This window comes from Sinorhizobium sp. CB7, assembly GCF_041357635.1.
Taxonomy (GTDB): Bacteria; Pseudomonadota; Alphaproteobacteria; order Rhizobiales; family Rhizobiaceae; genus Rhizobium.
In genome coordinates this window covers 50,317-71,417 of sequence record NZ_JAULLL010000020.1, presented here as the reverse complement: position 1 = coordinate 71,417, position 21,101 = coordinate 50,317, and the positions used below count along the sequence as shown (strand labels likewise).

Below are 21,101 nucleotides of genomic sequence, written 5' to 3'. Positions count from 1 at the left end.
CCTCACGGCGGCGACGGTAATAACTGCCGCGCGTTCGATTATCCCTCGCCCGAGAAGGCGCGTTCGGTCACGCCGCCGCCTTGCGGGACTTCAGCCAGGAGATCAGGGCTTCCGGCTCATCGGTCTGGATGGCGCTGACGCCGGCGGCGAGTAGTCTGCCCCAGATGCGATCGGGGTCGGCGAGCGCATTGGTGTCGTTGAAGCCGTCGCAATAGGAGACATCAAGCGAATTGACCCAGACGGCGATGCCGGCCCTGTTCAAGACAGCCGCATTTGCCGCGAGGCGCTCGGCGCTGTCGAACTTCGTCTCGACCATGAAGGGTGCGTGCGTCAGAAGGGCCTGGCGGCGTTCGTCGTCGCTGCCGGCCTCGAAGGTGGTCATGGCCATCATGGCGATGCCGCTCTCGCCCTGCATCTCCTGCAGGCGGCGGGCCTCCGCCTGCGAGCTCACGGGAAATTTCAGATCGACGATGCCTTCCGCGCCCGCGCGCTTGACGCAGGCGATCACGTCGGGCGCGATGCCGCGGTCCTTCAGGTCGAGATCGAGGAAGATGCGGCCCTTGGCGGCTTGAAGCGCCTCTTCGAGCGTTGGGATGAGGTGCTCGGTCGCAGTCTGATCGCCAAGGCCGTCGCGCGGGCGAAGCCTGAGGGCGCGCAGTTCTCCAAGCGTCACCTCCTCGGGGGCGAGGTCGACGCCGGTCATGCGCAGCGCCGTATCGTCGTGGAGGAGGACAAGCGCGCCATCGGCGGTGCGGCGCACATCTACTTCCGCGACCGTGCAGCCGAGTGCGGCCGCCCGGGCGATTGCCGCCACGCTGTTTTCCGGGGCCTCATGCCAAGCGCCGCGATGGGCAATGACTGCGCAGTCACGGCCTGGGGCCGCAATCCAATCCTTGTAAGTCTTCATTGTCTGTCTTTCACTTGCTGGGGGTGCGGACGGCGAGACCCGTTTCCGCGGAGAAAAGCTTGAGATGCGTGGCAGGCAGGCGGACATGCGTCACGTCGTCCGTACCACATTGCGTGTCGGGCGGTGAGATCCAGCGAAGCCGTTCGCCGGAAGGCAGGACGCCGGTCACGACCGTATGCAGTCCGAGTTCCTCACGCAGCAGAACCCGGACGCCGGCGGCGCCTTCATCTCCGGGTGCGCAGGCAGCGATATGCTCAGGGCGAATGCCGGCGACATATTTGCCGCTCTCGCCGCAAGGGGCGATGACGGTTCCGTCGGCGATCCGCAGCCTGCCGTCGGCCGCGGTCGCCTGGATGAGGTTCATCGGCGGCGCGCCGAGGAAGCCCGCGACGAAGGTCGAGGCAGGATTGCGATAGATCTCGCCCGGCCGGTCGAACTGCTCGATCCGGCCCTTGTTGAGGATCATGACACGGTCGGCGAGCGTCATCGCTTCGACCTGATCATGGGTGACGAAGATCGACGTCGCGCCGATGCGGCGATGCAGCTGCGACAGCTCGAGGCGCATCTCGTTGCGCAGCCGCGCGTCGAGATTGGAGAGCGGCTCGTCGAAGAGCAGAACCTGCGGCTCGCGAATGATCGCCCGGCCGATCGCGACGCGCTGGCGCTGGCCGCCGGAGAGCTGGCCGGGACGACGATCGAGCAGATGGTCGAGCTCCATCATCGTCGCGACCTTCCTGACGCGCTCGTCGCGTTCGCTGCGCGGCATGCCCGCGATCCGCAGGCTGTAGTCCATGTTGCGGGCGACCGTCATATGCGGATAGAGCGCATAGTTCTGGAAGACCATGGCGCAGCCGCGCTGACGCGGTTCAAGCGCCTGGACCTCGCGCCCGCCGAATAGGATGCGGCCGCCCGTCACCCGTTCCAGCCCGGCGATCATGCCGAGCAGGGTGGATTTTCCGCAGCCGGACGGACCGAGGATCACCGTGAATTCGCCCGGTTCGATCGTGGCCGAAAGGTTTTCGATCACCGGAAGCTTGTCATAGGTCTTGGAGAGCGCCTCGAGGCGGATGGCGGTCGCCGACGCGGCCTTCATCGATGAACCGGAGAGCGCGGCATTGGTCGATGCCGGGGTTTCGAGCGAGGTCAGCATTATTTCTCCGAAAGGGCCATGCCGCGCACGAGGAAGCGCTGCAGCAGCGCGATCATCATGAGCGGGATAATCGAGACGACGCATGCGGCCGCCATGATGAGGGGATAATCGGGCAGCTCGCCGTTGGCGTCAGGGGCAAGCCGCGCGAGGCCGACGACCGCTGTCTGCATGTCGGCCGTGGAGCTTGCGACGAGCGGCCAGAGATATTGCGTCCAGCCGCCGAGGAACATCAGCACGAAGAGCGCGGCAAGGCTGCTTTTCGAGAGCGGCAGGAGCACGTCGATCAAGAAGCGCCAGGCGCCGGCGCCGTCCATGCGCGCGGCCTTGGCGAGATCCATCGGGATGGTCCGGAAGAACTGGCGGAACATGAAGGTTCCCGTGCCATGGGCGATCAGGGGGAGTGCAAGGCCGAGATGCGTGTTGACGATCGAAAGCTCCGGATGCCAGGGCCGCGGCAGCATGGTGTTGATGCCGGTCAAGTCGAGGAAGGCGCCGACCGGAGCCAGGATGTTGGAGGCGACCTGATAGGTCGGCACGACGCGGATATCGAGCGGCAGCATGATGGTGGCTAAGATCGTCGCGAAGATCAGCGGCGCGACCCTCAGGTTCAGGAAGACGAGCGCGAAGGCCGTCAGGAAGGAGAGCAGGCAGATGCCGCCCGAGATCATCAGGGCGACCAACAGGCTGTTCAGCATCTGGACCGGAATGCGCGTCTCGGCGAAGACGCGGCCGATGTTTGCGAAGAGCTCGGTGCCCGGATACCAGGCAAAGCCGTTTTCGAGAATATCCTGATAGGAATGGGAGGCGGTCATCAGCGCGACCCAGAGAGGCCCGAGGATGTAGACGATCCCCAGGAGGAGCAGGGCCGAGGCGAAGCGGTTGAAGGAATGCGAATTCTCGATCATCTCAGCGCTCGTATTTCACATGGCGCTCGACGAGCAGGAACTGCATGGTCGCCATCAGGGCGACGAAGACCATCAGGAGGGCGGTCTGGGTCGAGGCGCCGGAGAGATCGTAGCCTTTGAATCCATCCGTATAGATCTTGTAAACGAGCAGCGTCGTGGCGCCGCCCGGACCGCCTTGCGTCATGGTGTCGACGAGGCCGAAGGCGGATACGACGCTTTCAGTGAATTCGAGCACGAAGGTGAAGAAGATCTGCGGCGCGATCAACGGCAGGCGGATGTCGAAGACCTGCCGCCACGGACCCGCGCCGTCCATTGCGGCCGCCTTGGCATAGCTGTCGGGCAGGGATTGCAGGCCCGAAAGCAGGATCACGAAATTGAAGGGGATGCCGCTCCAGACATTGGCGACGATCAGCATGATGAAGGCGTCGGTGCCGCTGATGCCGGGATTCCACGATCCCGGAAAGGCTCCGTTGACGGGCGTCAGGATGCCGACGAAGGGATTGAAGATGAAGGCGAAGACGACGCCGATCGAGGCGCCCGCCACGCCTTTCGGCCAGACAAGCACGTTGCGCGCGAGCCTCGATGCCCTGAGGCTGCGATCGGCCGCGACGGCGAGCGCCAGCGGCACGACGACGGCGGGCGTCGATCCGAGGATCATGAAGAGCAGCGTCAGCCTGAGGCTTTTCCAGAATTGCGGATCGGAGAGGACGCGCCGGAAGTTTTCCAGCCCGACATAGGTGGAACCGCCGCCGAAGGGCTGCTCAAGGAAGAAGGACCAGTAGAAGGCTTCCGCCACCGGCCAGTAGAAGAACACGGCGACCAGCAGCATCATCGGCGCCAGCAGGGCGGCCGCAAGCCAGGGTGAGCGGAATGGAGAGTGGGTCATCGATATCCCCTGGGGATCAAAGGCCCGGCTCCTTTTTTCAGAGCAATTCCGGACGGAAAACCGCGTTCCGCACTTTTCCTGGAATTGCTCTAACGGAGCCGGGCTGGACGATCAGTTCGCGGCAGCCGAGGCGTAGGTGGCCTTGAAACGGCTCAACAGCTCGTCGCCGCGGCGCTTGGCGTTGTCGAGGGCTGCGTCCATGCTGATCTCGCCGGCATAGGCCTTCTGCGTTTCCTCGTTGAAGATCTCGCGGAACTGGACATAGAAGCCGAGGCGGACCCCGCGGGTGTCTGGCGTTGCCGGCATCGACAGCGATTGCATGCCGATCCGGGCGGTGCCGAATTTCGGATTGTCGGCAAGGCCGTCCTTTTCCAGCTTGTCGATCGCGGCCTGCGTCACCGGCAGGTAGCCGGTCATTTCGGTAAAGGCGATCTGCTGTTCGGGCATGCGGAGATAATCGAGGAAGGCCTGTGCGGCTGCGACTTCCGCCTCGGAATGTCCCTTCATCAGCCACAGCGAGGCGCCGCCGACCAGCGTGTTGTGACGCTCATGGCCGGCATACATCGGCGCCATGCTGACGGTGATCTGGTACTTGTCGCCGAAGGCCTTCAGCGAGGTGGCGTAGGAGCCGGACGAGCCTTCCATCATGGCGCATTCGCCGGCATTGAAGGCGGCGGTGTAGTCGCCGGCCTTGGTATCGGCGTTCAGGCGCACGAGGCCTTCATCGCGCCAGTTCTTGAGATTGTTCAGGTGCTGCTTGATGATGCCCTGGTTGAAGACATATTCGGCATCCAGGCCGTCATAGCCGTTGTGCTTGCTCGCGATCGGAACACCATGGCGGGCGGCGAACTGCTCCAGCTGGCGCCAGGGGTTGACGTCTGTCGTGAACGGGCAGGCGGCACCGGCGGCCTTCAGCTTGCGCGCGGCCTCGATGACCTCTTCCCAGGTCTCCGGCGTCTTCGTCACGCCCGCTTTTTCGAGCATGGTCCTGTTCGTGTAGAACAGAAGCGTCGAGGAATTGTAAGGCTGCGAATAGAGCTTGCCCTCCGCCGTCTCGTAATAGGCGCGGGCGCCTGCGATATACTCGTCCCACTTGACATCAGGCATGGCTTCGGAGACCGGAATGACCGCGCCCGAAAGCATCAGGTCGAGCGTGCCGGCGTCGAAGAACTGGATCAGCACCGGATGGTTCTTGGAGCGGTAGGCGGCGATCGCCTTCTGCATGCCCGCCTCGTAGCTGCCCTGGCCGGTGCAGGTGATGTGATCCTTCGTCTGTGATTCATTGAAGCCCTTGCAGGCAGCCTGAATGGCGGCTTCGCCACTGCCGGTATTGCCGTACCAGAACTCGATATCCGTCGCCTGCGCCGTTCCTTGGAACGCCGTCAGCGCGGTCATCATCGTAAAAAGGGTTGAAAGGCGCATGGTCTCTCTCCAGGCAGGAAAAATTGTTACGGCAGCCATCCCCGGCGCCGTGGAGATTACTACTCATTGAGTGTGACAATCGCATGAATGGATTTTGAATACGTGGTAACACCAGGCTAAGTGGCAGGATTTTCCTTGATTTTTGCTGCTTTGCTGCCCAATAGATAGTCACGCAACGTGTAATAATATGAGGGGGACTGTATGAGTTATCGAGCCGAGGGCCTGATTGCCGAGCGGTTTCGCCGCCAGCCCGGCGGGCCTGTCGTGTCACTCAACGAGGGGCAGATCCTGCGATATATCCGGCTGCAGCCGGGTGTCGCCCGCTCCTTGCTGTCCGACCGGTTCGATCTTGCCCAGCAGTCCCTCCATCGCATCGTCGACGGCCTGGCCGAGCGCGGCCTCCTGAAGCTCGGTCCGCCGCAGCCGGGGCTCGGGCGCGGGCAGCCGAGCCCGTCGCTCTGGGTGGACCCGGCCTTTGCCTATACCTGGGGCATATCGCTCAACACCGACGATATCGGGCTGTGCCTGATGCGTTTCGACGGTACGCCCATCCATCAGGAATTCGTCGAGATCGGTGGCCGCGGGCGGGAAGACGGCATCGACTTGATCTCGGATCGCATGGAGGCGCTCCGCCAAGAGCATCACCTCGAGGAGGAGCGCTGCCTCGGCGTCGGCTTCGGCATTGCCGGATATTGGGTCAGCGGAACGCAGTTCAACGCGCCGCTTCCCTTGCACGACTGGTCGCTGATCGAACTCGGGCCGCTGCTGTCGAACAGGTTCGGCCTGCCGGTCTGGATCGAAAACGGCGCCAATACCGCCTCGATCGGCGAGGCGATGCTGGGTTATGGCCGCTTCATTTCGAACTTCGCCTATATCTCGTTCAATTACGGGCTGGGCGGCGGCCTGATCTACAGGGGCGAATTGCTGATCGGCGGCAATCATAATGCCGGTGAGTTCTCCGGCATCTATCATCCGCAGGAGCACCAGCGCCGTCCCGCGCTTCAGTTTCTGCTGGCGCGCCTGATCGCGAATGGCGTTCCGGTGCGCTCTATCGCCGACATCAGTCAGTACTACGATCCCAAATGGCCTGGCGCCGAAGAGTGGATCGGCGAGGTCACGCCGGCCTTCAACCAGATGGTCGCCGCAATCTGGGGAACCTTTGACCCGCAGGCGATCGTGCTCGGCGGACAGATTCCCGCAAAACTCGCTGAACGCTTCATCCAGGGCTGCGTCATCCAGCAGGGCTCACGCTATGGTGTGCCCCGTGCGGTGCCGAAGCTGATGGTATCCGAACTGGGTTCGAACGCATCGGCTTTGGGGGCGGCGGCCTATCCGCTGCGGGTTTGTGGGCTTTGAGGGTTTCGGATTCGTGGATTTGCCCCTCACCCTAGCCCTCTCCCCGCTCGCGGGGAGAGGGGACTATTGTGTGAACCGGATAGACAGCCGCCTACTCGATCGTTCCCTCTCCCCGCGAGCGGGGAGAGGGTTAGGGTGAGGGGCCGAACTCAAGGCATCCGACGGTTGAAAAGAGACGCAGAGCCAAGCCCCGGGATTCTCGGCTGATTTCTTCAAACGAGCGGGAAGATAGAATGGCTCGTCCTTTCATGCTTCGACACGGGTGGTATCCATGTCCAGTCTCATCGTCATCGTGTATCCCACGGAAGCCAAAGCCGAAGAAGTGCGCAACCGGCTTTTCGAGCTGCAGAGGGAATATCTGATCACACTCGGCGACGCCGTCATTGCGACCAAGACGGACGGCGGCAAGGTCAAGCTCAACCAGATCGTCAACACCACAGCCCTCGGTGCGGCACGGGGCAGCTTCTGGGGCCTGCTCGTCGGACTTCTGTTTCTCAGTCCGCTCATCGGGGTTGCCTTGGGTGCTGCCTCCGGCGCGATCGGCGGCGCGCTGAGCGATGTCGGCATCAACGACGACTTCATGAAGGACCTGTCGGCAAATCTCGAACCGGGCAAGGCCGCCCTGTTCCTGCTCGTCCAGGATATGACAGCCGATAAGGTGATCAATGAGATCGAGGGCTATGGCGGCACGGTGCTCCAGACCTCGCTCGACGAAACCAAGGAACAGGTCCTGCGGGATGCGCTCAGCCGGGCCTCCACTGGGACAGCGGCATAGTTCATGATGCAGCAGGCGGCCGTGTGATCAGGACAAGGGGCTGACAGCAACTCCGAATGGAGGAGGTGACGTAATGTCGAGCGGTGCCCATTCTTTCCTGGCTTTCCTCCTTGTCGCCGCGACCCTTTCGGCCTGCACGCCCGTCGTCGAAGTGCAGCCGGTTCCGGTGCGGCAGCAGATCTGCACGCGGGAATTTGCGCCGGTCTGCGGCCGCCGCGGCAGCCAACAGCGGACTTTCAATAATTCCTGCCTGGCCCGGGCTTCCGGATTCCAGGTGATGCACCGCGGCCAGTGCCGCATGAGCGTATCGCCGCCGATCGGCGGCCCGCCGTTTGCCTGCACGCGCGAGTTCGCGCCGGTCTGCGGCCGCCGCGGTGGCCAGCAGCGGACCTTCGACAATTCCTGCCTGGCCCGGGCCTCCGGATTCCAGGTCATGCATCGCGGCCAATGCCGCATGAGCGTACCGCCGCCGCCGTTTGGTGGCCGGCCGACCGTTTGCACACGCGAATTCCGGCCGGTCTGCGCCGTGCGCGGCAACAGGACCCGTACTTTCGACAATGCCTGCCTGGCACGCTCAAGCGGCTTCCGCCCCATCAGTCAGGGACGCTGCTTCTGAAAATCGGGTCGGCACGCAACGAGGAGAACCTCCATGAGGAAACTGGCTTTTGTGCTCGCAGTTGCCGCAGGCCTGGCGGCCTGCACCAACACTCAGAAAGGCGCCGTGATCGGTGGTGTCGGCGGGGCCGCGGTCGGAACAGCGGTTGGCGGCAACGACGTGCGGAATGCGGCCGTCGGCGGTGCGCTCGGCGCTGTCGCCGGCACCTTGATCGGCGCGTCGACCGAACGCGCCGGCTATTGTCGGTACCGGGACCGGAACGGGCGGATCTTCGAGGCGCCGTGCAGGCGGTGATCGGGTTTCGTCTTGCTGCTTGATGCCCGCGGAATGTGAATTGGAACTACTGGTGCTGCGTCTCAATTATTGGATGCCGCGGGCCGCTCCTCATCCGCCACGCGGCAAATGTTCCGACCCGGAACCATCGGATTCGCTGAGAGTTTTGCCCCTCACCCTAACCCTCTCCCCGCGCGCGGGGAGAGGGAACCATTGCGTCAGGGTAACGGTCGTCCCCTCTCCCCGCGTGCGGGGAGAGGGCTAGGGTGAGGGGCAAATTCTCGGCAGATGCGAAGCCCGAGGCAGTCATCTCCTTGCGCGGACAAGCCCAAGAGCCCAGTCCTTTCGTCAACCCTGAATTGGGAGAGATTGACAAGGGACCGCAATGAAAATTGACTGATCGAGGATCAGCGTCATCTCGAGAGGCATTCCGATGGGCGACGTTTCGGCAGCTCATTCCCTGCGGCGCTATGCGATGGGTGTGGCCGCGGCACTTCTGGTCGTGGCGCTCGCCTACAGTTTCTGGGCGAACGACAACTGGATGACGCTCTGCGCCGGGCTCGCGCTCTTTCTCTTCGGCATGCAATGCCTCGAAGAGGGCTTGCGCGGGCTTGCCGGCGAGGCGCTCGAGCAGATGCTGGCGCGCGGCACCTCGACACGGTTGAAAAGCCTGACGATCGGTCTCCTCGGGACGACGGTGCTGCAATCGAGCACGCTCGTTTCGCTGATGACCATCGCCTTTATCACCACGGGCCTGATCGGCCTGACGGCCGGAATCGTTATCATCTTCGGGGCCAATCTCGGGGCGACCACCGGCATCTGGCTGCTTGCGTTCGCCGGGCAGAATTTCAGCCTCTCGCCGCTCGCCCTGCCGCTGATGATCTTCGGCGTGGTGGCGAGCTTCCTGGGACCGAAGGCCAAGGCGGCGGGCCGCATCCTGCTTGGCATCGGCTTTATCTTCCTCGGCATCGACCTGATCAAGGACGGGTTCTCGACCGTCACGGAGAATTTCGATCTGGCGCAGTACCAGTTGGACGGCTGGCTTGGACGGCTGCTCTTCGCCGGCATCGGTCTAGTGCTGACGCTCGTGCTGCAATCCTCGCATGCGACGCTGATGCTGACGCTGGCGGCACTGGCGCTCGGCCAGCTCGATCTCGTGCAATCGGCGGCGATTGCGATCGGCGCCAATGTCGGCAGTAGCGTCACGACCGCTGCGGCCGGCGCGCTCGGCGGCAATCGCAGCGGTCAACGCCTGGCGCTCGCGCATCTGCTCTTCAACGCCTTGACCGCTGTCGTCGCCTTCCTGTTGCTCAGCCCATTCGTCTGGCTGACCCAGGCGATTGCCGTGATGATCGGCTTTGCCGACAACAACCTGATCATGCTGGCCATCTTCCACACGCTGTTCAACGGGCTCGGCGTTCTCCTCTTCTGGCCCTTCCTCGATCGTTTCGCGACCATGCTCGAACGGGTGTTGCCGGAGTGGCCGGAACCGCATGTGCTGATCGGGGAAGTCCTGCCCGCCGCGCCCGCGATCGAGCGCAACCATGCGCGCTACCTCAACAGGCAGGCTTTGAGCTCGCTCGATACGGCCGCCTCGGCCGTGGTGCACGAATTGCAACATCTCGGCCGCCTCAGCATCGAGGTGATCTGCCATGCCCTCTATCTGCCGGTGAACGAGATCGACCGCGCCATCCACGACGAGTCCCTGATGCGGGCCCCGCCGGCTGAGCACTACCTCGATGCCGACACGCTCTACCAGCGCTACATCAAGGGCGTCTATGCCGACCTCCTCGACTTCATGGGGCGGATCGATATCCCGAAGGACGAGGAACATCGCGAATTCTGGACGGCCTGCCAGCTCCTTGCCCTCAGACTGGTCGAGATGGTGAAAGACGCCAAGCATCTGCAGAAGAATCTCGGTTTCTATCTGCGCCAACCGGACTCGCCGGGCCGCGACGCCTATGTCGAGCTGCGCCGGCATCTGATTTCGGTGCTTCACAGGGTGCGGATTCTCGGCCAGTCGGAAGAGACCGGCGAGGATGGGAAGGGGGCACTCGCGGCCTTCGATCAGGAGGTCTCCTCTTTCGAGGAAAAGTTCCGCGCGGGCCTCTTTTCCGCCCTCAGGGCCGACCGGATCGACGGCTTGCAGCTGAGTTCGCTACTCAACGACCTCGGCTATGCGAAGCGCATCGGCAAGGGCTTCCGCACGTTACTGATGCTGCGCCAACGCGACGATCACGCGTTCCTCAGAGACATGCAATTCGAGGAGGAGGGGACGCCGCTGATCGTGCTCGGGTAAAGGCCTGCTTCCGGTCAAAAAGCTGGTCTTCGCAAAACGCCTGCTCGTGGGCTATGCTGCTGAGGCCGAATGAAAACCGGCAGCCATGCCGCGTGGGAATTGACGTCGTGATGAAATGGCGATGGGTGCTTGCCGTTTCCCTTTGTCTTGCGGGCGCTGGCCCGTCCGCCGGGCAATCTCCTGATGCCGTCGACCTGGAGCTGGTCCTTGCCGTCGACGTCTCCTACTCGATGGATATCGAGGAGCAGCGGCTGCAGCGGGCCGGATACGTCGCGGCATTCCGCCGGCCGGAGATCGTCCGCGCCGTGCGCCGGGGGGCGCTCGGCAGGATTGCGGTCACCTATGTCGAATGGGGCGGTACGGCGGTCCAGATCGTACCCTGGACCGTGATCGAGGATAGTGAGACCGCCTGGCAATTTGCCGGTGCCTTGAGCCGGCAGCCGATAAGACGGATATCGTTCACCTCGATCTCGAATGCTCTGGGCTTTTCACGGGCGCTTCTGCAATCCAACCCATTTTCAGGAAGCCGGCGCGTGATCGACATATCCGGCGACGGACCGAATAATGCCGGGGTGCCGGCCCCCGTCGGCCGTAATACCACCATCGCCCAGGGGATCGTCATCGACGGCCTACCGATCATGCTGAAGACCGCGCCGGATTCGGCATCGATCCCGGATCTCGATGTCTATTACCGGGAATGCGTCATCGGCGGGGAGGGAGCCTTTCTGCTGAAGGTGTCGGACGTCGGCCAATTCGGCCAGGCGATCCTGAACAAGCTCGTCATCGAGATTTCCGGGCTGAAGGTCAGCGCGATCGAAGAGGGACTGAGCCGCGTTGCCTACCAGGAGCCCTATAATTGCTTCATCGGCGAGGAGATGCAGGAGCGGTCCATCGGGCGGTAGATGGGCGCGGCAGGTATTTTGATCTGAAGCTGTTGGATTCGCTGAGATTCCCCCTCACCCTGCCCTCTCCCCGAGGGGAGAGGGGACGATCGAGCAAGCGGCGAACTCCCCTTCTCCCCGGCGGGGAGAAGGTGGTCCGAAGGGTCGGATGAGGGGGGGCGCCGCACGGCAGATATTCGGATTTTAAGTTATTGGACTTGCTGAAAATTTCGCCAAAATCGATGCGAGCGCCGCCAGACATTCGGCGTAACCCGAACTCCCGCTCCTATCGAGCCGCACCTTAACGCAGCACGCCGACGAGCGCCTTGCCATCGGTGAAATAGGGATCGCCTCCGCCATTGCGCCCCCTGTCGGTTGCTCCTATTCCGGGGATCTCGTAACTGGACGATAGTTGCCCGGCCGTTTGAAGATCGCCGATGACAAGGTCACGCTCGGCATCGATGTCTGGCCCGATATGATGGGTGATCTGACCGGTGTCATGGCTTAAGCCAACGCCACGATCGAAGCTGGCGGAGCCGAGCCAAAGCGGGCGGCCATCAGTGCCGGTCTTTGGAGTGAGCCAGAAACGGACATGGTTTCGCCGGTCGGCGCTTTCACCAACGGGCTTTTCGAAGGCCAGGTCCTGTTTCCTTCTCTCAAACAGGAGTGGACTGACGGGCGCATCGAGATCGGGCCGATCCAGCACGACGCTCAATCCGATCTCAACGGAGCTTTTCAAGGTGATCTTGTCTGCAGGATCCCATCCGGCGGCAGCAAAAGCCCGGACGACCTCTTCCTTCGACCCGACAAGGCCAACGTTGATGGGGTCACCGGGAATATCCTGCTCCGTGGTCGTAACCATGTTGCCAAACCCGGCTACGCGGCGAGCATCGCGAAAAATCCAGATCTCCGGAGCGATGAAATAGGCAACAAGCAGATAGGTCACCAGCAGGGCAATCAACCCATTCACTGCGATGCGAATATTCGTTCGGTGACGCATCACTGCTTGGTCCACCTCCAGTATTGCCGTGCCGCACAGTTTGATCCCGCGGTCGCCGGCTATGAATTAGATATATCTAATATTTATCATGCAGCCATGATTTGCCGCCAGACAGCCGTGGAGACGTTACAATAGGGCAGGCGGATCAGGTCCGCGGAACATAGGTTTCGAGCATGTCATCGAAGCCGGCGACCGGATGTGCTCCGGTAAAGTCGAAACGATCGGGGATCGGCTCGGCGAATGACGCAGAAGCGAGCACCGGATGCCCGAGCTGCTTCGTCAGCCCCTGGAGCCTTGCCGCTTCGTTGACGGCGCGACCGATGACGGTGAAGTCCAGCCGCTCGTCAGTGCCGACATTGCCGTACATGACGTCTCCCACGTGCAGGGCAATGCCGACCTCCAGCGGCGGGCCGGACGCGTTCAGGGCGCGGATTTCCCTGAGCGTTCCCATCGAGGCCGCCAGCGCACGTTCGCGCATGTCAAGGTCACTGCCTGGCCGATCCGAGCGGAAGATCCCCATGACGGCGTCTCCGATGAGCTTCAGGACCTCGCCGCCCGCGCCCATGACCGCCCCGACCGTGACATCGAAGTATCGATTGAGAAGGGCGATGTATTCGTCCAGAGGCATCTGCGCGACCAGCCTTGACGACCGGCGCAGATCGCAGAGCCAGATGCCGCAGGTGATGCGGTCCGAGTCGCCGCGCGTGATGCGTCCGTCAAGCACCTGGGATCCGCAAGAGCGGCCGACATAGATATCGAGGAGACGGGCGCCCGTCTCGAAGTTCATTCGCGCCTTCGCCGCCAACGCCAATCGCGTCGATATGGCCTTGAAGCAACCGATTTCCGTTTCACTGAAGCCGCCGGGCCGACGTGTCGCAAACGAGCCGACGACGCAGGGAACGAGACCGACCCGGCGCGCAAAGGGAGATAATGCCGCCGCACCGCCGGTCGGGTGGAAGAAACCGAAATATTCGGTGTAGCCTTCGGCACGGAGCCGCTGGAGCAATGGCATATCCCCGCCTTCGCCGAGCGGAAACCGTTTGTACATCAGCCTGTTCCAGGCGAGATGGAAATACGGACCGCGCAGGCTGTCGGGATCTTCCATCAGCTTCGGCGAATAATGCCGCGTGGTCGCCTCGTCGCTTTCCAGGTGCCAGGTGGCCTCCTGCGAAACGATCTGCGGATGCAGTGTCAGAATTGCGCAGCCGGCCCGGTCGACGGCAACACCGCCTGCATTGAGGCGACGGCCGAGCCCCGCGACAAGTTCCGGCACGTCGCTCCCCCCAAGCCCGCTATCGACCAGCCAGTCGACAGTCCTCGCCACGAGCGCCGAGGCGTCAGAATCCGAAAGCGCGTTCCCCATTGCCACCCCCCAGCAGCTTTTTGCTGTGCGCAATTCCTGACGGAAAACCGCTTCACACTTTTCCTGGAATTGCTCAAGCTAGCAATCATACAATGCGATGCCACGGAGGGCGAGGTGGCGATCGTTGCGAATGATGGGGTTGCCGTGCGGCAGATATTCCGATCGGAAGCCGTTGGATTCGCTGAGAATTCTGCCCCTCACCCTAGCCCTCTCCCCGCAAGCGGGGCGAGGGGACAATCGTATCCGGCCGCGGACTCCATTCTTCCGCGAGTAATTGCCTTGCTCCGTCGTCCCCTTTCCCCGCTTGCGGAGAGAGGGTTAGGGTGAGGGGCAAACTCGGGATTCAGCCTGCCTAAAGGCTGATGATGCCCCGCTTCAGGCCCACCGCGACGGCGTGCGCCCGGTCGTTTGCGGAGAGCTTCGAGAGGATGCTCTTGACATGTCCCTTGACCGTCTCCTCGGTGATCGACAAGTGCACGCCGATCTCCCGGTTCGAGTTTCCTGCAGCAATAAGCCTCAGGACGTCGACTTCCCGGTTTGTCAGAAGATCATTGTCCGCGTAGCTGGCGATCGTTGCCGCGACGTCCCGGTCGACATGCCGTCTTCCGCTGTGAACGGACCGTATCGTGTCGATCAGATCGCGGCGAACGGAGCTCTTCAGCAGGTAGGCCCTTGCGCCGTGAGCGATGGCCTTGATGGCGAGTTGCTCGGTGTCGTAGGTCGTCAGCACGATGATGCGCGCGGAGGGATGGCGGCTTCTGATGACGGCCATGGCTTCGATGCCGCCGAGTTTCGGCATCTGGAGATCCAGAAGGAGGATGTCGGGCTTGAGCTTTTCGTAGAGTTCAATCGTTTCCTCGCCGTCCGAGGCTTCGCCCACGATGGCGATGTCGGGACAGGAAGCGACGAGCGCAGCAAGACCTTCCCTGATCAACAGGTGATCGTCCGCTGTCAGAACTCTGATCGGTCCAGCTGAGGGCATGTCAATCCAACGGTGACGAACCTAGAGCGGGATGCCGAAAAGTGTGCGCGGTTTTCGGGCAGCATCCCGCTCTCACTTTTTGATGTAGATCAGGATTCAGATTTCAGGCCGATTCGGCCTGAAATCATCCCGCTCTAACTTTTTGATTTAGAGGCGGATTCAGATTTCAGATCGATTCGACCTGAAATCATCCGGCTCTTGTCGCGCAATCCGCGACCGCCCAACCCAATGTCGATCACCCGCGGCTCGCACACTGCGGTCCGGCACCCTCGACAAGCATCTGGATGGGATGGGAAGTATCGGCTGAACAATATTTCCTGTCAAGAAAACGGATTAACTTCAACCATTAAGCGTATATATTCCCCATTATTTTCGCGCTATATTTGAAATTTTAGATGAGATTGAAAAATATACTCCTGCGTGCTTTCCGAAGGATGGGCCAAAGGCTCCGGTTCGATCGCGTATCAATCCGCAATTCGACCTTGGTTCCGAGGTTTTCCACGCTCTCCAGGGATAGTTCTGCGCCGATCCTCTCGGCGCGTTCGCGCATGCCGGAAAGCCCGAAATGGCCCGGCCGCCCTCGTGCGTTTGCCATCCCTTTCCCGTTATCCCTGACGATGATCCTGACGTCTTCCATGGAAAACGTGCAACGGCATTCGATCTTGTCTGCGCCCGAGTGGCTGAAGGCATTGCGAAGCGCCTCCGAGCAGATTCGGACGACCTCCTGCCGTATGCTCGGCGCCAGTACCCTTGCAGTCCCTTCGACCGTGAAGATGAAGGTCGGCCCGTCTTTTCCTTTCAGGCGGGAAAGCTCTTCGCCTTCCGCCTTCAGGGCGGCGAGAATGTCGACGTCGAGCTTCTGCGGGTCTCTCAGCGCCTGAACCGCATCGCGGCCCTCGGCGATCGCGGCGTCGCCTTTCTCCAGGACGACGTCGAGCAGTTCGGCTGCTTCCAGCGGGCGACCGGGAAGAAGATCCCGGACCGCCTGGAGGCGGAAGATCAGGCCCTGGAAGCTTTGAAGAAGCGTGTCGTGAAATTCGCGGGCCAGCCGGCTTCTTTCGCCGAGCCGCTCCTCCAGCCGGATGGCATATTGCTTCTGAACCCGCGCGACACGCGCCCTGTAGACGATGATGAAAAGACTGGCCAGCGCAAGCGCGCCGAGCGAATAGCTCCACCAGGTTGCCCACCAGGGCGGCAGGACCCGTATCTGCAGGCTTGCTCCCGGCTCGTTCCAGGGACCCCTTGCAGAGGCCGCCTCGATCAGAAGCGTGTAGTTTCCGGGTGGAAGATAGGGATAGTTGACCGATCGGGTCGCGCTCGCGACCGCGTGCCAGTTATTGTCCAGGCCCTCCAGCCGGTATCGGTATCGGGTGCCTTCCGGATCGCGGAAACTGAGCGCTGCGAAGGCCACGCCGAGGCTTGCGTCATGGGGGACCTTCACCTCTTGTCCGGCGTCGGCAGCAAGAACCAGGGGGCGGTCTGCGACCTCAATATCGGTAAAAACCACGGGCGGCGCGCCGAAGACGGGATGATCGTCATCTTCGCGCTCCATGACCGCCGCGCCGGAAAAACCTCCGAAATAGAGTGCCCCGGTCTTGCTTCTCTCGCAGGCGTTCCATCCCGTCAGGTCTTCGCCGGGCAGTCCGTCCAGGCTGGTGAAGGTCTCGAACGTCGTGTCGTCGAGGCTCATCCTGGATATGCCCCGGTTCGTGCTCATCCAGAGGTGGCGGCCGCCGTCGCCCAGGATGCAGCTGACAGCGTTGCCGGCAAGGCCGTCCTGATCGAAGAAGGCATCGAAGGTGCTCTGATCGGCGCGCATCCGGTTCAGGCCGTTCTGCGTTCCGACCCACAGCGTGCCGTTGCGGTCAATGAAAATCGTATTCACCGTGTTGTTGCTGAGGGATGTCAGGTCATCCGGGTCGTGCTTCAAGGCTGCGAAGGTCGATGAGGCGAGATTGAAGCGCACGAGCCCTTGCGTCGATCCAAGCCACAGGTTGCCGCGATTGTCGGGAACGATGGAGAAGAAGGCCGCGTTGGGGGCCTGATCCCACTCGTAGGTCGTGAACCGCTCGGTCTTGGGATCGAACTTCGACAGCCCGTTCCAGGTGCATAGCCAGAGCTGACCCGTCTGGTCGATATGGATGCGCGTGACGATATCGCTGCTGAGCCAGTCCGACCGATTGGGTTCGAAGCGGTAGGATTTAAACGCGCCCGTGCGCGGATCGAGTGCGAAGAGGCCCATTCCGAGTGTGCCGATCCAGAGGGTCCCGGACTTGTCCTGGCTGATCGCCAGGACTTCCACAGGCGTGTCAGGCCCCGCCGGGCCGATTGCGGTCATCTCTTTGCCGTCGGGGCTGATCCGGTTCAGCGCGCCGCCGGCGCCGATCCAGACATAGCCGTCCCTGTCCTCGAAAACGGTGTTGACGAGCGTTTCGCCAAGCTTGTTGGGATGACCCGGAAACGGCCAGAGCTTCCGAAAGGGCGGGCGCTCCCTGGGGAACATGTTGGGCGGACTGGCGTGCAGCCCCGCCCATATGTTGCCTTCCCTGTCCTCATAAAGCGCGATCGCGCGGTTTTCGGCGAGGCTCTGGGGATCGCTCGGATCGTTGCGATAGCGGTCGAACGAGAGAGTCTCCCTGTCGAAGCGCAGCAATCCGGAGCCCATGGTCGCGAACCAGATGTCGCCGTTGCCCGCCTCCAGGACCGCGTAGACGCCGGAAAGGCCGCTATCGGGCGGGCCGCCGTCGAAGGAGTAGCGACGCAGGATCTTCGCTTGCCTGTCGAGTATGGCGACGCCGTTGCCCGAGCCGTAGACGACCCAGAAGACGCCGTGCGCGTCCTCATGGAAGCTGAATTCCCTGACCTCCTGGCGAATGGGTATCCGCATTGTCACCCGACCCGTGGACCGGTCGAACGCCTCCAGGCCGTACCCGTCAGCCACCCAGAAAGTCCCCGCCCGATCCTCGCCGGTGGATTTGATGTCGCTCGTCATCAGGCTGTGGGGGTCGGCGGGATCGTGGACGAACTTCCGCGTGGCGCCGGTCTTCGGATCCAGGCTGAAAAGCCCGAGGCTCGTCGAGAGCCACAACAGGCCGTCTCTATCCTGGCTGATGTGAATGACCGTCGGGTAGGCCGGGTCGACCATGTAGTGGCGAAAGCCGCCGGTGGTCCTGTCGAAGGCGTCGAGGTACTGGTCGCTTCCGACCCATATCGTGCCGTCGCGGTCCTTGAACAGCGCGTAGATGAAGATTCCGCTGAGGCTCGCCGGATCCTCTCGAACATGTTTGAAGACATGGTAGCCGTAGCCGTCATAGCGGCTGACGCCATGCTGCGTGCCGAACCAGATATAGCCCTCGTCATCCTGGACGATCTGGGCGACCCTGGTCTGGGAAAGACCCTGGGTCAGCGACAGCCGGCGGAAGAGGATATCGCTCCGGTCATGGACTTCGATCGGGGTCACCTCGGGAGCGACGGTTACAATCTCCACGTCGCCGGGAAAGGTCGCAGGCAGGCAGAATGCCGGTGAACAGACGATCATCAGCGCGGACAGCACATGTCGAAGTGTGCGCTTTATCCCAAACGGCATGCCAAACCGCCCTGCTGCATGTTTCCTTAAATCGGAGTCGATCCAAGGATAAGAACATGCAGCAATACAAAGTGCTACAGCGACCTTCGTGCCGCATGCTGAACCATTACAGCCGACCGATCAACTTCCCCAGCTGATCCAGGTTCTCGACCAAGTTGGCAGCCGATCGCCTGGCGGCCTCTACATCGGGGGACTCGCGTTCGAGCCAGCGCAGATTGGAGTGCGCGCGCAGCATGGCAACCCAGAGCGCCAGGCTTATCTCATGCAGCTCATCCGCCCTGACGACGCGGTGCACCTCCGGAGCCTCGTGAGCGGAGGTTTCATCAGAGGCACGGACAGCGCTCCTCCTGTCGGGACTATGATCGTGTTCCGTCTGATACATGTTCATCAGTCCAATCCTCTGGAACGGACTCCATCCACGCCACGCCGTGTCGAGCAAAACGGGTACAGGGCATTGCCGCTGCTTGCGGCATGAAGCCGTTCATCCTCTTGTCTGCATATTACGGTCGGATCATACGCTGTACACCCTCGAAAGGGGGATAGTGCTGTGAAATCCCGCCGGCGGCAGACGACATGCCGTCCGGAAGCGGAACCGCGAGCGCTCGGCAACGTTTGCCTCTGGAGCGCCGTGCGTCTTATCAGACGCACAAAGGTCGCTGTAGCACTTTGAATTACTGCATGTTTCCTTAAATCGGCTCCGATTTAAGGAAACATGCAGTAGAGCGGGACACCGAAAAGTGTGCGTGGTTTTCGGGCGACATCCCGCTCCCAACGTTTTGATTTAGAGGCGGATTCAGATTTCAGGTCGATTCGACCTGAAATCATCCGGCTCTAGAAAAGAGGAGGATCCAACATGAACTTGGAGCAACTCGTTCCGGCGCCGGATCTGGCGGCGAACGGAAAAACGCCGTTTCCCGGTGAATCCGAGGCCTACAGGAACGCCCGCATGGCCTTGCTGCAAAAGGAGATCGAATTCAGACGGCAGATGACAGAGCTCGTCGAGCAGCGCCGTTCCCTGCCTGACGGGCCGGTCATCGCCAAGGATTACCGTTTCAGGGACGAGAACGGAAACGATGTCGGCCTCGTCGATCTGTTCGATGGCAAGCCGACGCTCGTCACCTATTTTTGGATGTACGGGCCTCAGCGGGAACGGCCATGCCCGATGTGCACGAACTGGCTCGGGGCGGTGAACGGCAATGCGGCCGACATCAAGCAGCAGGTGGCCCTGAAAATACTCGGCCGGAGTCCCGTCGAACGGCAGCTCGCCTTCGCGCAGGAACGGGGATGGCGTCACCTCGATTTCGTCCAGACCTTGGGCGACGACTACGCCCGGGACCTCGGCCTCATCAATGACGATGGGAGCGAGAACCCGGCGCTCGTCGTCTTCAAGCGCGACGGCGATACCGTCAGGCTGTTCTGGGCAAGCGAGATGACCATGGAGATGGCAGACCCCGGCCAGGATCCCAGGGACGCCCCCGACATAGCCTCGCTCTGGTCGATCCTTGACCTGACACCCCAGGGCCGCGGGACGGACTGGTATCCGAAGCTCAGCTACTGAAGCGGGGGGAAGGAGCTCTCCTGCCGTTTCCGACATTCCCCGTCATCTCTTGGGTATTTTGATCTGAAGCTTCTGGATTCGCTGAAAGTTTTGCCCCTCACCCTAGCCCTCTCCCCGCTTGCGGGGAGAGGGGATAACCGAGCAAGATCAATCCGGCAGAATGGAGTCCGAGTCCGCAGTCGGACTGGATTGTTCCCTCTCCCCGCAAGCGGGGAGAGGGCTAGGGTGAGGGGCAGCTCTCGGAATTGGCGGACGGGCGGCCTATGGAACGGATTCGGGCTCGATGCGGATGACGATGTTTTTCCACTCCTCATACCTATCAGGCGGTAAATTAGTGAGGGGCTGGGACTTCATAATCGCTCTGTAGATTCCTGCCCTGAGTCTTTCAGGGGCTGGCGAACCGTCCTCCATTGTTATTTTCGGTTCGCCGACGATCCTGCCGGTCCCATCCACTTCGAACTTGGCCAGGATCTTCGTCTCGCTTGAAGAGCCAAAAGCCTCTCGCTTTTCAGCATCGGAGCGTGTCGTGTGGCAGCCGGCGAGCAGGATCGCCGTAAGCAGGATGGCGGTCGGGGTGCGCATGGGTACCGGAAAAGGAACGGAGGGAAGGGCAGGTTTAGGCGGACGATTTCAGGTCCTCGGGGTCGAAGTGGATGATGAGGTGGTGCCACATCTCATATTTATCGGGCGGTAGATGGAGGGGCTGGGACTTCATGATTGCCCTATAGACTCCTGCCCTGAGGCTTTCAGGGGCCGGCGAACCGTCCTCCATTGTTATTTTCGGTTCGCCGATGATCCTGCCGGTCCTGTCCAGTTCGAGTTCGGCCCGGATCGACTTCTCGCTAAAGGCAAAAGCCTCGCGCTTTTCGGCATCTGTGAATGTCTGGCAGCCGGCGAGCAGGATCGCCGTAAGCAGAATGGCAGTCGGGGTGCGCATTGGATACCGGGAAAGGAAATGGAGGGAAGGACTCGTGGGAGAGACGGTATGATGCTTGCACAGGTTGCGTCAATCTGTTTTGCAACGTATCGGGCAATAATTCGGCTCGTTCCCGTTCGCGATCCGAAAGTTATCGCTGTAACGCGATTTCTCCCGCCCGTAACCGTCGGATAGCCTCGCCAGTGTCTGTTGTGCGCCAGGGCAA

Annotated in this window: 19 protein-coding genes; 7 read left to right on the top strand and 12 right to left on the bottom strand. The window is 61.9% G+C overall.

Annotated features, from left to right (window positions below; translation table 11 throughout):
* Nucleotides 1-67: 67 nt before the first annotated feature.
* The 5 genes from AAE029_RS29300 to AAE029_RS29280 form a co-directional block, all read right to left on the bottom strand.
* Nucleotides 68-907, bottom strand: coding sequence for a glycerophosphodiester phosphodiesterase family protein (locus AAE029_RS29300; RefSeq protein WP_371076433.1), 840 nt, complete (start codon nucleotides 905-907; stop codon nucleotides 68-70).
* 10 nt (nucleotides 908-917) lie between these two features.
* Nucleotides 918-2,000 carry an ABC transporter ATP-binding protein gene (locus AAE029_RS29295; RefSeq protein ID WP_371076509.1) on the bottom strand — a complete coding sequence of 361 codons (1,083 nt, stop codon included), beginning with the start codon at nucleotides 1,998-2,000 and terminating at the stop codon, nucleotides 918-920.
* Nucleotides 2,001-2,056: 56 nt separating this feature from the next.
* Nucleotides 2,057-2,962 (bottom strand): ABC transporter permease subunit, encoded by a 906-nt coding sequence (locus AAE029_RS29290; RefSeq protein WP_371076432.1) that lies wholly within the window; start codon nucleotides 2,960-2,962, stop codon nucleotides 2,057-2,059.
* 1 nt (nucleotide 2,963) lies between these two features.
* Entirely contained in the window at nucleotides 2,964-3,854 is an 891-nt protein-coding gene (locus tag AAE029_RS29285; RefSeq protein ID WP_371076508.1) for a carbohydrate ABC transporter permease, read from the bottom strand.
* A gap of 105 nt (nucleotides 3,855-3,959) precedes the next feature.
* On the bottom strand, nucleotides 3,960-5,270 hold the full coding sequence (locus AAE029_RS29280) for an extracellular solute-binding protein (protein ID WP_371076431.1): 1,311 nt from the start codon (nucleotides 5,268-5,270) through the stop codon (nucleotides 3,960-3,962).
* A gap of 201 nt (nucleotides 5,271-5,471) precedes the next feature.
* Between AAE029_RS29280 and AAE029_RS29275 the strand changes: the two genes are divergently transcribed.
* The 6 genes from AAE029_RS29275 (at nucleotide 5,472) to AAE029_RS29250 (ending at nucleotide 11,491) form a co-directional block, all read left to right on the top strand.
* On the top strand, nucleotides 5,472-6,626 hold the full coding sequence (locus AAE029_RS29275) for an ROK family transcriptional regulator (protein WP_371076430.1): 1,155 nt from the start codon (nucleotides 5,472-5,474) through the stop codon (nucleotides 6,624-6,626).
* Nucleotides 6,627-6,897: 271 nt separating this feature from the next.
* Nucleotides 6,898-7,401 carry a DUF1269 domain-containing protein gene (locus tag AAE029_RS29270; protein ID WP_371076429.1) on the top strand — a complete coding sequence of 168 codons (504 nt, stop codon included), beginning with the start codon at nucleotides 6,898-6,900 and terminating at the stop codon, nucleotides 7,399-7,401.
* Between the two features lie 73 nt (nucleotides 7,402-7,474).
* Nucleotides 7,475-8,017, top strand: a complete 543-nt coding sequence (locus AAE029_RS29265) for a Kazal-type serine protease inhibitor domain-containing protein (protein WP_371076428.1) — start codon at nucleotides 7,475-7,477, stop codon at nucleotides 8,015-8,017.
* 33 nt (nucleotides 8,018-8,050) lie between these two features.
* The gene (locus AAE029_RS29260) at nucleotides 8,051-8,311 is read left to right on the top strand and encodes a YMGG-like glycine zipper-containing protein (protein WP_371076427.1); all 261 of its coding nucleotides are present in this window, start codon (nucleotides 8,051-8,053) and stop codon (nucleotides 8,309-8,311) included.
* A gap of 412 nt (nucleotides 8,312-8,723) precedes the next feature.
* Nucleotides 8,724-10,589, top strand: coding sequence for a Na/Pi cotransporter family protein (locus AAE029_RS29255; protein ID WP_371076426.1), 1,866 nt, complete (start codon nucleotides 8,724-8,726; stop codon nucleotides 10,587-10,589).
* 110 nt (nucleotides 10,590-10,699) lie between these two features.
* Entirely contained in the window at nucleotides 10,700-11,491 is a 792-nt protein-coding gene (locus AAE029_RS29250; protein WP_371076425.1) for a DUF1194 domain-containing protein, read from the top strand.
* Between the two features lie 280 nt (nucleotides 11,492-11,771).
* On the opposite strand, the gene AAE029_RS29245 is transcribed toward AAE029_RS29250, so the two are convergent.
* The 5 genes from AAE029_RS29245 to AAE029_RS29225 all read right to left on the bottom strand — a co-directional run bounded on the left by AAE029_RS29245 (nucleotide 11,772) and on the right by AAE029_RS29225 (nucleotide 18,789).
* Nucleotides 11,772-12,470 (bottom strand): LssY C-terminal domain-containing protein, encoded by a 699-nt coding sequence (locus AAE029_RS29245; protein WP_371076424.1) that lies wholly within the window; start codon nucleotides 12,468-12,470, stop codon nucleotides 11,772-11,774.
* A gap of 145 nt (nucleotides 12,471-12,615) precedes the next feature.
* Nucleotides 12,616-13,833: an adenylate/guanylate cyclase domain-containing protein gene (locus AAE029_RS29240; RefSeq protein WP_371076423.1), complete on the bottom strand. Its 1,218-nt coding sequence runs from the start codon at nucleotides 13,831-13,833 to the stop codon at nucleotides 12,616-12,618.
* 352 nt (nucleotides 13,834-14,185) lie between these two features.
* On the bottom strand, nucleotides 14,186-14,815 hold the full coding sequence (locus AAE029_RS29235; protein ID WP_371076422.1) for a response regulator: 630 nt from the start codon (nucleotides 14,813-14,815) through the stop codon (nucleotides 14,186-14,188).
* Between the two features lie 391 nt (nucleotides 14,816-15,206).
* Nucleotides 15,207-18,401: a two-component regulator propeller domain-containing protein gene (locus tag AAE029_RS29230; RefSeq protein ID WP_371076421.1), complete on the bottom strand. Its 3,195-nt coding sequence runs from the start codon at nucleotides 18,399-18,401 to the stop codon at nucleotides 15,207-15,209.
* A gap of 106 nt (nucleotides 18,402-18,507) precedes the next feature.
* A complete protein-coding gene (locus AAE029_RS29225) occupies nucleotides 18,508-18,789 on the bottom strand; it encodes a hypothetical protein (protein ID WP_371076420.1) in 282 nt (93 codons plus the stop codon).
* Nucleotides 18,790-19,254: 465 nt separating this feature from the next.
* Between AAE029_RS29225 and AAE029_RS29220 the strand changes: the two genes are divergently transcribed.
* On the top strand, nucleotides 19,255-19,959 hold the full coding sequence (locus AAE029_RS29220) for a DUF899 family protein (protein ID WP_371076419.1): 705 nt from the start codon (nucleotides 19,255-19,257) through the stop codon (nucleotides 19,957-19,959).
* 261 nt (nucleotides 19,960-20,220) lie between these two features.
* On the opposite strand, the gene AAE029_RS29215 is transcribed toward AAE029_RS29220, so the two are convergent.
* The gene (locus AAE029_RS29215; RefSeq protein ID WP_371076418.1) at nucleotides 20,221-20,541 is read right to left on the bottom strand and encodes a hypothetical protein; all 321 of its coding nucleotides are present in this window, start codon (nucleotides 20,539-20,541) and stop codon (nucleotides 20,221-20,223) included.
* A gap of 34 nt (nucleotides 20,542-20,575) precedes the next feature.
* Complete coding sequence (locus AAE029_RS29210; protein ID WP_371076417.1) at nucleotides 20,576-20,896, bottom strand: hypothetical protein; 321 nt, start codon at nucleotides 20,894-20,896, stop codon at nucleotides 20,576-20,578.
* Nucleotides 20,897-21,101: the final 205 nt, after the last annotated feature.

Excerpts from the sequence above, each read along its gene's own strand:
- AAE029_RS29300 (WP_371076433.1), bottom strand. The coding sequence starts at position 907 with ATGAAGACTTACAAGGATTGGATTGCGGCCCCAGGCCGTGACTGCGCA.
- AAE029_RS29295 (WP_371076509.1), bottom strand. The coding sequence starts at position 2,000 with ATGAAGGCCGCGTCGGCGACCGCCATCCGCCTCGAGGCGCTCTCCAAG.
- AAE029_RS29290 (WP_371076432.1), bottom strand. The coding sequence starts at position 2,962 with ATGATCGAGAATTCGCATTCCTTCAACCGCTTCGCCTCGGCCCTGCTC.
- AAE029_RS29280 (WP_371076431.1), bottom strand. The coding sequence starts at position 5,270 with ATGCGCCTTTCAACCCTTTTTACGATGATGACCGCGCTGACGGCGTTC.
- AAE029_RS29275 (WP_371076430.1), top strand. The coding sequence starts at position 5,472 with ATGAGTTATCGAGCCGAGGGCCTGATTGCCGAGCGGTTTCGCCGCCAG.
- AAE029_RS29270 (WP_371076429.1), top strand. The coding sequence starts at position 6,898 with ATGTCCAGTCTCATCGTCATCGTGTATCCCACGGAAGCCAAAGCCGAA.
- AAE029_RS29265 (WP_371076428.1), top strand. The coding sequence starts at position 7,475 with ATGTCGAGCGGTGCCCATTCTTTCCTGGCTTTCCTCCTTGTCGCCGCG.
- AAE029_RS29260 (WP_371076427.1), top strand. The coding sequence starts at position 8,051 with ATGAGGAAACTGGCTTTTGTGCTCGCAGTTGCCGCAGGCCTGGCGGCC.
- AAE029_RS29255 (WP_371076426.1), top strand. The coding sequence starts at position 8,724 with ATGGGCGACGTTTCGGCAGCTCATTCCCTGCGGCGCTATGCGATGGGT.
- AAE029_RS29250 (WP_371076425.1), top strand. The coding sequence starts at position 10,700 with ATGAAATGGCGATGGGTGCTTGCCGTTTCCCTTTGTCTTGCGGGCGCT.
- AAE029_RS29245 (WP_371076424.1), bottom strand. The coding sequence starts at position 12,470 with ATGCGTCACCGAACGAATATTCGCATCGCAGTGAATGGGTTGATTGCC.
- AAE029_RS29240 (WP_371076423.1), bottom strand. The coding sequence starts at position 13,833 with ATGGGGAACGCGCTTTCGGATTCTGACGCCTCGGCGCTCGTGGCGAGG.
- AAE029_RS29235 (WP_371076422.1), bottom strand. The coding sequence starts at position 14,815 with ATGCCCTCAGCTGGACCGATCAGAGTTCTGACAGCGGACGATCACCTG.
- AAE029_RS29230 (WP_371076421.1), bottom strand. The coding sequence starts at position 18,401 with ATGCCGTTTGGGATAAAGCGCACACTTCGACATGTGCTGTCCGCGCTG.
- AAE029_RS29225 (WP_371076420.1), bottom strand. The coding sequence starts at position 18,789 with ATGAACATGTATCAGACGGAACACGATCATAGTCCCGACAGGAGGAGC.
- AAE029_RS29220 (WP_371076419.1), top strand. The coding sequence starts at position 19,255 with ATGAACTTGGAGCAACTCGTTCCGGCGCCGGATCTGGCGGCGAACGGA.
- AAE029_RS29215 (WP_371076418.1), bottom strand. The coding sequence starts at position 20,541 with ATGCGCACCCCGACCGCCATCCTGCTTACGGCGATCCTGCTCGCCGGC.
- AAE029_RS29210 (WP_371076417.1), bottom strand. The coding sequence starts at position 20,896 with ATGCGCACCCCGACTGCCATTCTGCTTACGGCGATCCTGCTCGCCGGC.